The 11833-nt window shown below is 48.7% G+C and carries 8 protein-coding genes; 7 read left to right on the top strand and 1 reads right to left on the bottom strand.

Translation table 11 applies throughout. The features are described 5' to 3' along the window. Positions 1-2: 2 nt before the first annotated feature. A complete protein-coding gene (recJ, locus tag BN3911_RS09625) occupies positions 3-2051 on the bottom strand; it encodes a single-stranded-DNA-specific exonuclease RecJ (RefSeq protein WP_066867720.1) in 2049 nt (682 codons plus the stop codon). Between the two features lie 183 nt (positions 2052-2234). Between recJ and BN3911_RS09620 the strand changes: the two genes are divergently transcribed. The 7 genes from BN3911_RS09620 (at position 2235) to BN3911_RS09590 (ending at position 11833) form a co-directional block, all read left to right on the top strand. After that, positions 2235-3818, top strand: a complete 1584-nt coding sequence (locus BN3911_RS09620; RefSeq protein WP_066867717.1) for an amidohydrolase — start codon at positions 2235-2237, stop codon at positions 3816-3818. Between the two features lie 346 nt (positions 3819-4164). Continuing rightward, complete coding sequence (gene rlmD, locus BN3911_RS09615) at positions 4165-5532, top strand: 23S rRNA (uracil(1939)-C(5))-methyltransferase RlmD (RefSeq protein WP_066864754.1); 1368 nt, start codon at positions 4165-4167, stop codon at positions 5530-5532. A 571-nt stretch (positions 5533-6103) separates the two neighbouring features. Continuing rightward, positions 6104-6298 (top strand): helix-turn-helix domain-containing protein, encoded by a 195-nt coding sequence (locus BN3911_RS09610; RefSeq protein ID WP_066864751.1) that lies wholly within the window; start codon positions 6104-6106, stop codon positions 6296-6298. Positions 6299-6334: 36 nt separating this feature from the next. Continuing rightward, positions 6335-7396 (top strand): DNA cytosine methyltransferase, encoded by a 1062-nt coding sequence (locus BN3911_RS09605; RefSeq protein ID WP_066864748.1) that lies wholly within the window; start codon positions 6335-6337, stop codon positions 7394-7396. Continuing rightward, positions 7383-8456: a DNA cytosine methyltransferase gene (locus BN3911_RS09600; protein ID WP_066864745.1), complete on the top strand. Its 1074-nt coding sequence runs from the start codon at positions 7383-7385 to the stop codon at positions 8454-8456. Before BN3911_RS09605 ends, BN3911_RS09600 begins: the two co-directional genes overlap by 14 nt. Further along, positions 8453-9955 carry a hypothetical protein gene (locus BN3911_RS09595; RefSeq protein ID WP_066864742.1) on the top strand — a complete coding sequence of 501 codons (1503 nt, stop codon included), beginning with the start codon at positions 8453-8455 and terminating at the stop codon, positions 9953-9955. Before BN3911_RS09600 ends, BN3911_RS09595 begins: the two co-directional genes overlap by 4 nt. A gap of 12 nt (positions 9956-9967) precedes the next feature. Next, entirely contained in the window at positions 9968-11833 is a 1866-nt protein-coding gene (locus BN3911_RS09590) for a helix-turn-helix domain-containing protein (protein WP_082942219.1), read from the top strand.

Below are 11833 nucleotides of genomic sequence, written 5' to 3'. Positions count from 1 at the left end.
CTTTACCGATGTATCAATGTGCGCATCGTCTCGAACACACCAGACGCAAAAACGTCCACCTTTCCCGCCGTCTCCAAAACATGGACCGTCCAGAGATCCCCCTCGGTTTCGCTGGAGATCAGCTTCCTCTCCTCAAGCGCTTCAAGGCACAGTAAAAGCTTTCCCAGATTGAATCTTTTCAGATCCAGAGTGCCTAATAAAGCCTGAATAGGAAAAGGTGTCTCTTTCCGGGCAACCAGCATCCGGTACAGCATAGCCAGATCATCTCTGGTTGGAGCCAATATCCGCGCTTCCTGCTGCTGCATATGCTCTCCCCGGCGGTATTTTTCATAGACACGGTAACTGTGGATGCACAGCTCCGAATCCAGCGCAGAAAGCTTGAGGTCTTTGACTAAAACCGTCAGCTGAGACTCCCCGCGAAATTCCCGCTGCTCGAGAGATACGGCCAGATCCAGCACCGAACCCGGCAGAAAAGGAAATTCCTCTGCACGCATGCCAAATTTCATACAAGTAACAGAGGCTCCTCCGCGACGGCAGACCAGCCGCAGATGGTTGCCGCCCCCCACCGGGACGATCTCGACCAGCTCCATGCCGTAAAGGCCGAACAGCGGACAGGGATTTCCCGTGCCAAAAGGTTCCAAAAGCTGAAGCTGAGCAGGCATCTGAACCGATAGAGAAGCCGGATTCAGCTTACAGTCAAGCCGGAGTACCGGCGCCGGCATTTCCGCGACGGCCTCTTTTGCGTATTCATTTATCTTTTCCCGAAAAAGTGGGATATTCTCCGCCTTAAGATTGATTCCGGCCGCCATTGGATGACCGCCGAATTTTTCCAGCAGTTCCGAACAGGCGGAAACCGCATCAAACAGAGAAAAACCCTCTACACTGCGGCCACTTCCCTTTGCACTTTCCCCGTCCTCTGAAATGACAAAACAGGGCTTTCCAAACCGTTCCGTCACCCGGGACGCCACGATTCCGATCACCCCGGGATGCCAATCTTTGCCGGAAACGATGATAACACGGGAGTAAAGCAGCGCTGAATCCTGTTCCACCTTCGCAATGGCTTCTTTTGCAATCTCCGCCTCCACGCGCCGCCGTTCCTCGTTATCGGCGCAGATTTCCTCGGCCAAAAGGACTGCTTCCTCCTCATAATCGCACGTCAGAAGCCGTACCGCACGCTCTGGAGAGCCCATACGGCCGGTGGCGTTGATCCGCGGTATCGCCGTAAATGCCAACGATGTGGCTGTAGCCGTCTTCGCGCTGCCGGAGCAATTGGCAAACAATGCCTCAACCCCAGGACGCACCCCCTGGGACAAAAGTTTCAGCCCCGCCTTTACAATCGCCCTGTTTTCTCCCAATAGGGGCACCACATCTCCTACGGTGCCCAACGCCGCCAAATCGGAGAATTCCTCTAAAACCGCTTCCTGGTCTCCGTCTTCCAGTGCGATGAGCAGCTTCAGCACTACGCCTGCGCCGGAAAAATCCTTGAAAGGGCTGAGATCATCCTTCCGGTAGGCATCTACCACAGCTGCGGCCTCCGGAAGCTGCTTCTGCGGACGGTGATGGTCGGTTACCACCACGTCCATTCCCAACTCCCTGGCCAAAGCCGCTTCGGCTATGGAAGAAATGCCGTTGTCCACCGTGATGATCAGCTTCACCCCCGCCTCATAAAGCGACCTGACGGCGGCAGGGTTCATGCCATATCCTTCGCCTTCCCGCTGCGGAATATAATACATCACGTCGGCTCCCCGAGCCTCAAGATAGGTGTATAGCATGGAGGTGGAGGTGACGCCGTCTGCATCGTAGTCCCCATAAACAGCAATTCTTTCAAAGCTGTCTATGGCATTCCGGATCCGTTCCACCGCCCTATCCATATCCTTCATCAGGAAAGGGTCAGATAAGGCAATCTCCGTCTCCAAAATTTCATCCATATGCTTCGCAAAACCTCGGATTTCAATCATCATGGCAAGAAAAAAAGGGATGGCATATCGCTCAGCCAACTGTGCGGCCCTATCCTTGTCGAGATGGGAAACCTCCCATTTTTTAATATTCACCACATGACCTCTCCCCACCTGAACTTGAAATCATATTTTATCATTGTTTGGGAAATTATTCAATATGTGCCGGGAATTTTGCCGCACTGTACTAAATGCGGCTTGTTTCCGCAGGCAGTTCACGCTATGATGAATACGGAAAGACAAACCGAAGGTTCCCCTGTGAGGGAGAAAGGATACACAATGAAAACACTGTATCAGAATGGAACTATTTTACCCATGGATCAGGAGCGTACGGCAGAGGCATTGCTGGTGGAGGACAGCAGAATCACAGCCTGTGGGAGCTGCTCTGAAGTAGCGCCTTTGGCAGACGGTGCAGACCTCGTGGACCTGCACGGCGCCGCCCTGATGCCCGCTTTCATTGACGGGCACAGTCACATCACTGCCCTGGCGCAGACGATGGGCCTGGTGCAGCTCAACGGCGCTGAAAGCCTGCGGGATATTGGAGAGCGGGTCGCGGCCTTCCGTAGGAACGCCGCACTCCGTGCGCAGGACTGGATCATCGGTTTCGGTTACGATCAGAACTTTCTGGACGAAAAGCGTCATCCTACTGCAGCCGAGTTGGATTTGATCTGTCCCGACCGCCCCTTTATGATGGGCCATGCTTCCGGACATATGGGCGTGCTAAACAGTTTGGCCCTGCAGGCCCTGCATATCACCGCAGATACAGCTGACCCAGAAGGCGGCAGAATTGGAAGGATTCCCGGGTCGAATCAGCCAAACGGATACCTGGAAGAGACTGCTTTCACCACTCTGGGTTCCCGTATTCCCTCAGACCCGGAATCCGCCCTGACAAACCTGCAAAAGGCAGAAGATATCTATCTTTCAAACGGAATTGCCACAATTCATGACGGACTGACCAAAACCCTTGAATGGCAGCTTCTCCGGGCCGCCTCTGAACAGGGCCGCCTGCGGGCAGATATCGTCTCCTATATCGACATTCGGGACCATGCGGATTTGATTGCCCGGAACCCAGCCTATCATAAGCAGTATAAAAACAGGCTGAAAATCGGAGGTTATAAGCTCTTTTTGGACGGTTCTCCGCAAGGCAGGACCGCCTGGGTGACGGAGCCCTATCTGAATGGAGAAAAGGGATACTGCGGCTATCCCATCTATAGCGACGCCGAAGTGCTTCGCTTTCTGGACCGGGCTCAGCGGGAAGACGAGCCCATCCATGTACACTGCAACGGAGACGCTGCGGCGGCTCAATTTCTAGCCTGCTACGAAAAGGCTTACCGGGAATATAAAAATGAAATCCGTCCGGTAATGATCCACGCACAGCTGCTGCGTCCGGATCAGCTTCCAGCTTTGAAACGGCTGCACATGATCGCTTCCTTCTTCACCGCACACACTTACTACTGGGGCGATATCCATGTAAAAAATTTCGGACCTGCCAGGGCGGAACAGATCAGCCCAGCAAAATCCGCATTAGAACACGGCGTTCTGTTCGATTTTCATCAGGACACCCCCGTTATTTCCCCCAATATGCTGGAGACTGTCTGGTGTGCTGTGAACCGGATTACCCGCGAAGGAAGGCAATTGGGAAAAGTGGAATGTATTTCCACTTTTCAAGCACTAAAAGCCGTCACCGCCAATGCTGCCTTTGCCATTTTTGAAGAGCAGGAAAAGGGAACGCTCACCCTCGGAAAGAGAGCTGATCTTGTGGTTTTGGATCAGAACCCGCTGAGCTGCCCGCCGAAAGAGCTGCGCAGCCTTCGGGTATTGGCCACAATAAAAGACGGGACAGCCGTATACCGGCAGAAATAAAGTATTCTTTTCCCATGAAAAAATTGGAAAAAGGAAAAGGACCGGTAAACCGGTCCTTTTCCTTCTTTTGGGGAGGAGTTGTATTGAAAAGTGCGGCTTTGCTTCAGCCGCGAGGCTTGTAATCTTTTTTACAAGCACATTATATCGGCAAAATTCCCCGTTGTCAACGATTTTCCAGAGAATCTACCTTTTGCATAATCTGCACAAGTTCCAACAGCTATTTTCAGGAGGTTATTCCAGTTGAATCCTGCTTTTTTCCGGATGTTTTCTTGTAAATAACAGACTGTCTATAGTATAATACCTGAAAGAAATAAATCAAAAAGGGTAACTGACCCAGGAGAGCAACATGGAACTTCACAAAAACGAACTCTTACAAATTCATATAACCGGTATGACAGCAGAAGGTTTCGGCGTTGGCAGAATCCACGGAATCGCTGTTTTTGTTCCCTTAACGGCTCCCGGCGATATTGCCGAGATACGCATTGTGAAAACGGAAAAGCGTTTTGCCTACGGCCGGTTGGAAAAGCTAATCACCCCATCCCAGGACCGTACCGAACCTGACTGCCCTGTCTTTGCCCAGTGCGGAGGCTGCTGCTACCGCCATATCAGCTACGCGGCAGAGCTGCGGATCAAGGAAGAGCGGGTGCGGGACGCCCTGACGCGCATCGGGGGCCTTTCCGATCCCCAGCTCAAACCTATTCTTGGGGCTGATTCCAGGGACGGCTACCGAAACAAGGCTTTGCTCCCTCTCGGGCAGGGCAAAGCAGGTGCTCTTCAGATGGGATTCTATGCTGTTAACTCCCACAGGATTGTAAACTGCGAGGCCTGCGCACTGCAGCCGGAGGAATTTCGGCTGGCTATGAACGTATTTCGCCGCTGGGCCGAACAATACGGGGATCCTGTCTACGACGAGGCCTCCCACAGCGGTACAATGCGCCGCCTGTACCTGCGCAAAGGGGAAATAACCGGCGAAATTATGGTATGCGTGGTGGTCAATGGCAATGGGCTTCACCATGAGGCAGAACTTACCAGAATGCTGAAAGAGGCGCTTCCAACCCTTGCCAGCGTGGTGATAAACTCCAACAGGGAGCGCACCAATGTGGCGTTGGGGAAGAAATGCCGCACCGTCTATGGTTCAAGTACCATCCGGGATCAGCTTTGCGGTCTGGAATTCCATATTTCCCCTCTCTCCTTTTATCAGGTCAACCGCGGTCAGGCGGAACGGCTTTACCTGCAGGCGGCAGAATACGCAGCCCTCACCGGCGCCGAGACACTTCTGGACCTTTACTGCGGAACCGGAACAATCGGGCTTTCCATGGCGCACCGCATTCAAAAGCTGATCGGGGTGGAAATTGTGCCGGAAGCAATTGAAAATGCAAAAAAGAACGCGGAAAGCAACGGGATACACAATGCAGAATTCCTTTGCAGAGACGCCGCCCAGGCTGCAAAATTACTGGCTGAGCGGGGAGAATTCCCCGATGTGGTCATCCTGGACCCTCCCCGAAAGGGTTGCGGAGCGGATTTGATCGATACGGTGGTTTCCTTTGATCCAAAACGCATTGTATACGTTTCCTGCGACCCCGCCACCCTGGCACGGGATTTGAAGCAGTTTGCCAGACTGGGTTACCCGCTTATAGAAGCCGCTCCAGTAGACATGTTTCCCGGTACCAGTCATGTGGAGTGCGTAGTATTGATGTCAAAAGTCAAAGAATAAGATAGCGAAAAAGTGTAGAAAACAAGGAATTTCCGGGAGTCGGGGCTTGTCATAAGACAGGTTCTGGTTCCCGGATTTTTTAATTTTACGGGTAAGTGGGAACTGGTCTACTGTGAAAAATGGCGGAGAGTTGAGTGGTTGATTTTGATATTGGGGGTGTTGAGTTGACAGGTTGGATAAATGGTATGTGGAGTTGATAAGTTTAATGGACAAAACCACACCGAGATTGATACAATTCCATACCCTCAAAAATGCCGTAAATCCGCCGTTTCTGGGCGGTTTTTCTATTTTCGGCACTGTGGCGGCATAGGCAGAAAGGTCATTCAGCCGAAACAGATACGCTTTCCAGTTCTACTCTGTAACGATAACTTTCTTATCGTTACAGAGTAGAATCATCGTTAAGATGTAGGTGTTGTTGTTTTCAAAATAGTGTCCTTGCAAATGTGTGTTTAAATACACAAACAGATACAAACATATACAAATTACAAAAAACACTTGAAAACTTTTCTGGTTTGTGATATGATAATATTCGGTAAGTTTTAAGCGATTTTAAGCTGGTTGAGGTGGAACCATGAGCGAAAGAATTGAGGAAAAATGGATTAACATTGATGAGGCTGCCAACTATCTTAGTGTGAAGCCTGCAACTGTTAGGGATTGGATTCGAAAAGGAAAAAACATCCCTGCCCATAAAATCGGAAAACAATGGAAATTCAAATATTCAGAGTTGGACGCTTGGGTAAACAGCGGCAAAAGCGCAATGGAGTGATTTTTGATATACCACAGCAAGCAAGGAGTTGGTAGCATGGGCAAACAATTCAAAGTAGTAGATTTATTCTGTGGAGCAGGCGGACTTCACATGGGATTTGAAAAGACCGGGTATGACATCAGGCTTTGTGTTGATAACGATAACCTTGTAGAAAAAACGCATAAAAGGAACTTCCCGAACATTCCTTTCATCAATAAAGATATCAGGGAATTGTCATCGGACGAAGTCAAGAAATATCTCGATGGTAGCGATGTAGACATCGTCATTGGTGGTCCCCCGTGTCAAGGCTTTTCAACAATTGGTAAGCGAGTATCCTCCAATCCTGAAGTGAGGGCCGAACACGATCCTCGCAATGAACTGGTACTGACGTATGCAAGACTCATCCGTGAATTGCGTCCAAAGTTTATTGTTATGGAAAACGTAAAAGGTATCCTTACTATGAAAGGTGGAGCATATCTTGCAACTGTTCTCAAGGAATTAAAGGGTGCAGGATATAATGTAGACTATAGACTTATAAACATGGCCGACTACGGGGTACCTCAAATTAGAGAGAGAGTCATAATAATAGGAAACCGCATGGGGCTTCCCGTTGCATTTCCCGAACCGGATCATTCGGACAATCCTAATGACGGCTTGCCAGGATGGGTACCGTGCTGGGATGTTATTAAGGACTTGGTTGGTCTGAAGGATATGCCGGAATTCAACCATGTAGCTTTAAAACATACAGATAAAATAATAGCGAGGTATAAGATGATTCCGGAAGGCGGGCGTCTTCCAGAAGATTCATTACCGCCAGAGCTGTACAGAAAAAATTTTGGCAACACATACAAGAGGCTTAATCGGTCACGGCCTGCGCTAACGATGGTTCCAGGAAATGATGCGTTTCCAATACACCCAGAACTGAACAGAAGCCTTACTGTCCGTGAAGCAGCCAGGATTCAGACATTCCCCGATGAAATGATTTTTGAAGGGAATCGAAGACAGCAAGGACACCAAGTGGGAAACGCGGTGCCCCCGCTCTTCTCCGAGAAACTGGCTAAATTCTTGCTCTTGCAGTTAGAAAAAGCCTCGGAGGAGGAAAAGGATGAACGCAATTGATTTATTTTCAGGAGCCGGCGGTTTGACTCTGGCACTAAAAAACAGTGGATTTAATGTGTTACTGGCAAATGAGATAAATGCGCGGTTCGCCGAAACACACAGTTATAATTTCCCCGATATTCCTTTAATTCTGGAGGATATCAAGCACCTGGGACGAGATAAACTGGAGGCTATACTAAAGGGGCGTGATGTCGATTTAGTAGTCGGCGGCCCGCCTTGTCAGGGCTTTTCGGTTTTCGGAAAACGAAGATTTATCAATACGCAGGGATATGAACCGCAGAACGATCCTCGGAATGCGCTTGTGTATGAGTATATTAGAATTGTGGAGATGCTAAAACCGAAATTTTTCTTTATGGAGAATGTAAAGGGATTTACAAATCTTGACAAAGGTCTATTTGTAAAAAAAATCGAAGAGCGATTTAGAGAAATCGGATATGAAAATATTTGGTGTGAAATCGTCTGTTCTGCTGATTACGGTGTACCGCAAGAACGATATCGTATGTTTATGATTGGGAACAGAATTGGAGTGAATTATGAGCCGCCGGAGAAGACGAATTTCCCAATCGGTTCTGGAAAAATGCCGGTGTACGCTACAGTTGGTAGCGCAATCATGGATTTGATGGGAAAAGAAAACCAGATACCTAACCATGTTCCTTTGGCCCATAAGCCAATTGTGGCCGCGAGGTATGGGTATGTTAAAGAGGGATGCAAACTGAATGTTGATGATCTCCCTCCCGAACTTGCGGTAGCTACACGGAGAGACTCAAAGACGGGGAAAGTGTCAAATTACAGCCACGTCTATAAACGGCTGGACAGAAACAAGCCGTCAACGACAATGGTCCCGGGGCATAACGCATTCCCAATTCATCCGATATTAAATAGAACGCTTACTGCAAGGGAAGCTGCTAGAATACAGACTTTTCCAGACACACATATTTTCTTCGGAACAAGGCAGGAACAGTGCATTCAAGTCGGCAATGCGGTTCCTCCTAAAATGGCTGAACCATTTTTAAAGAAAATACGGGAATATATTGAAAACAGTGAGGAGGTAACGCCATGAGCCATGATACAGAAGCCGCATATGCTTCATCTGAAGTAGCGGATATGATTATGCTTAACCAGGACGCATTCTTTGGGACGATGGGTACAAGTGGGCTGTGGTCGGTTTATGCGATGCGCGAAGGCGGACATCAGTGGCCGCTTGCTGATGGTGTCATTCTTGCTGAGAATACCACTCACAGCGATATAAAAATAGCATTTGAGTATAAACGGCCTAACGAGGGCGTTCACGGCATACTCACCGCATTGGGACAGTCTTTTGCTTATCTGGAAAAAGGATACGATGCATCCGTTATGGTGATTCCAGATAAGTATTCATCCCACAGTACACCAGGCGCGCACATTAAGAGAGTTATCGACGCGACCGCACCGGATATTCCGATCAGCATATATACATATGCAGCGCCAAATCTCTCCGCCGTTCGCCCCTTCCAAGGAAAATTGAACTGCGTTAGAGATATATCCCTACCAAGTTGTCGGAGTATCGGCTCTACTACGATCGCTTCTACTACAGGAAGTGTATCAACCTTATGGGCTCATATGCGTGAGGGAATGAGCCACCCAGATGCCTTTTTCAGATTCTGTCAGGCAGTAAAAATCGTTACTGCAATGGGCGAGGATTTGAGTGGGGTCAGTATCCCCATCAAACTTTCCGAAGCAGTGAAGAGAATTGATCCTTCTGTGGATGTTTATAAATATTTGTCGAATACCCCTGGGGATACTGTCTCCGATATGGCGTGGAGGTATGTCTGGTTTCATTATTATTTTTGGAACGATCTTATGCCAATCTATCGGGGCACCAGTCCGTTCACGGTAAATGATATGCCTACAAGAATTCGCCTGGATGACGATGGACATTATCAGGGACTCTTTTCTGGCCGGAGTGATTCGATAAAGTCTAAGCTGGTGAACAAACTGAATGCAAATCCTGCTGACGAGGATGCTATTTGGGAGGAATATGCCGCAAAGGTCAGAAAAGATTCTCATAGCTACCGGGAAGTTATTGATTCTGGACTGTATCATATAGGTTTTCTTGCTCCAGGTGGGACCTTAACAGATTTGGGCTATAAGTATGTTGATGCCTGTGAAAGAGTTGCAAGCGCTTATGCAGGCGTTCCTATGGAAATTTTGAGGGCGGCAGTATTACAGAACGGGCAGTATGGTGCGATGCTTCACTATTTCTACAAACTATCTGAGGAGAAATTCGAATCGGATTTATTCGCATTCGCAACGAAGGATAGCCGCGGAAATTACAAGTTTGATTCCGGGGCCTATTTGTCGTGGTTGGATGACGAGTTTACGAACACACTACACTTGGCAAAGAAAAGCACTATCCGTGCTGGTGGCACGAGAAAGCCATTTCAGGCAGAATTGTCATTTTTGAAAAAGATGGGGTTTGTTAAAGAAAATGGTCGCTCGGCAGCATATCGGGTCGGTGTCGGATTGGAAATAAACTGGCCACAAGTGCAAAACAGCATGATGTTTTTTAATGCATTGTAGGAGGGTGTTCATGTGAGACAAAGCCGATCATTCAAGGAGTATGTTAAGAATAACCTTGACAATCAGATGTGGAGGGCAATTGAGGATTTTCTGACTTCTGTTGACCCTTCTGTTCTTGATTTGCGCCTTAACAGAGTCCGGAATGTCGGCGAAATTGAGCTTTACGATACAGATTTGCAGTTTGTCGATGTATCTGACCTCCCCGGCTCAGCCATAGAATTTGATGTGGTAATGGATACCACGCTGATTGTCCACGATGAAGACCAGTACTATAATGACGAGACCGAAGCAACGCATCAATGGTTCATGCTCCGTTGCCGTGGGGATCTGGACTGCGGACTGAGTGATCTGGATATTTATGATGTTCTTGTATATGACAGCCGTAACCGTCAGAAACGCCCGCTGTCCAATGCGCTCGTGCCAATCATCTATAAAGACAATCTGGAAAAAGAAGCCGAAGCGTTCCTGCGGAAATACTACAAAGAGGCGCTTCTGCAGCCAATGTGGGTTAACCCCACCGAATTGGCAAAGCGGATGGATTTGACAGTAATCCCACACCGTATCTCAGAGGATCTGAGCGTTTTCGGACAGATTTATTTTCGGGAAACGGACGCTAAACTGTATGATGACGATAAGGCAGAAGAAATTGAAAAACATGTCTTCCCAGGAACTATTGTTGTTGACCCGTCCGTGGCTTTCCAGAGAAATCTCGGAGCATATAATAATACCATCGTTCATGAGTGTGTCCACTGGGAACTTCATAAAAAAGCGTTTGCATTGGAGCAGTTATTCAACGAGGAAGCAAGCCAAATAAAGTGTAAGGTTGTCGGTGGCATAGAAGGACCGAGCAACGATGACACTAAGTGGATGGAATGGCAGGCGAATGCCCTTGCTCCCCGCATCCAGATGCCTCTCGCTATGTTTAAGCGGCAGGCTTCCGCTACAATCCGGAAATACCGTGACGAGCTGGGTGTTTTTGAACTGTGCGAGTTGATGCCTTTCGTCATTGAAGAACTTGCGACCTTTTTCATGGTTTCCCGGACAGCGGCAAAGCTGCGGATGATCGATGCCGGGTACGAGGAAGCGGCGGGAGCGTTCATTTACATAGACGGGCATTATGTAAAACCCCACGCCTATAAGAAAGGCTCGATCAAGCATAACCAGACCTATTCTATCCCGGCGCAGGACGCAGCAATCCAGAGCATTATCAATCCCAAGCTGAAAGACGCCGACCATTATGTTTATATCGATTCGCACTTTGTTCTGAACCATCCAAGGTATGTGTATCAGAATGAAGCAGGCGAGACTTTGATGACCGACTATGCCCGGTATCATGTGGATGAATGCTGTCTGGCATTTGATCTTTCCATCCGTGGCCGGGTCGAGGAACGCTACCACAGGGAATGCTTCCTGAACCGTGATAAAAGCTCCCCTATTGACTTCGATATTGTGTATAAGGGAGAAAATGGTGAGCTTGATGCGGAAAGCAGGAAGAAATTGATCCGTGATACGGTTATGGAGGAGGCCAGGGTACTGGACGGTCTTTCCAACAACTACACGAAAGCATGGAAAGAACTGCTGAAGTGGAGGGGCATTTCACAGGCAGAACTTGCCCGCCGCACCACGATCACGGAAAAGACCATCGGGCATATCATCAATGGCGATACTATCGGAACGCTCAACAATGTGGTGCTGATGTGTCTTGCTGCCCATCTGCCCTGGGAAATGAGCGACTACTTGATTCAACGCTCCGGGCATAAGCTGCTCTTAAACAACGATGACCACAATTGGTATCGGTTTGTACTGAAGAATATGTATCCAAAAGAAATACCGGAAATACAGGCGTTCCTGCAGGAACAGGGAGCCAGTCCGCTATAA

The organism is Neglectibacter timonensis (genome assembly GCF_900048895.1).
Classification (GTDB): domain Bacteria; phylum Bacillota; class Clostridia; order Oscillospirales; family Acutalibacteraceae; genus Acutalibacter; species Acutalibacter timonensis.
Note: the sequence above shows the minus strand (reverse complement) of the source record. Positions and strands in the feature narration are given on the sequence as shown.

What these genes read in the sequence shown, in the direction of transcription:
- BN3911_RS09620 (WP_066867717.1), top strand. Translation starts at nt 2,235, where the DNA reads ATGAAAACACTGTATCAGAATGGAACTATTTTACCCATGGATCAGGAG.
- rlmD (WP_066864754.1), top strand. Translation starts at nt 4,165, where the DNA reads ATGGAACTTCACAAAAACGAACTCTTACAAATTCATATAACCGGTATG.
- BN3911_RS09610 (WP_066864751.1), top strand. Translation starts at nt 6,104, where the DNA reads ATGAGCGAAAGAATTGAGGAAAAATGGATTAACATTGATGAGGCTGCC.
- BN3911_RS09605 (WP_066864748.1), top strand. Translation starts at nt 6,335, where the DNA reads ATGGGCAAACAATTCAAAGTAGTAGATTTATTCTGTGGAGCAGGCGGA.
- BN3911_RS09600 (WP_066864745.1), top strand. Translation starts at nt 7,383, where the DNA reads ATGAACGCAATTGATTTATTTTCAGGAGCCGGCGGTTTGACTCTGGCA.
- BN3911_RS09595 (WP_066864742.1), top strand. Translation starts at nt 8,453, where the DNA reads ATGAGCCATGATACAGAAGCCGCATATGCTTCATCTGAAGTAGCGGAT.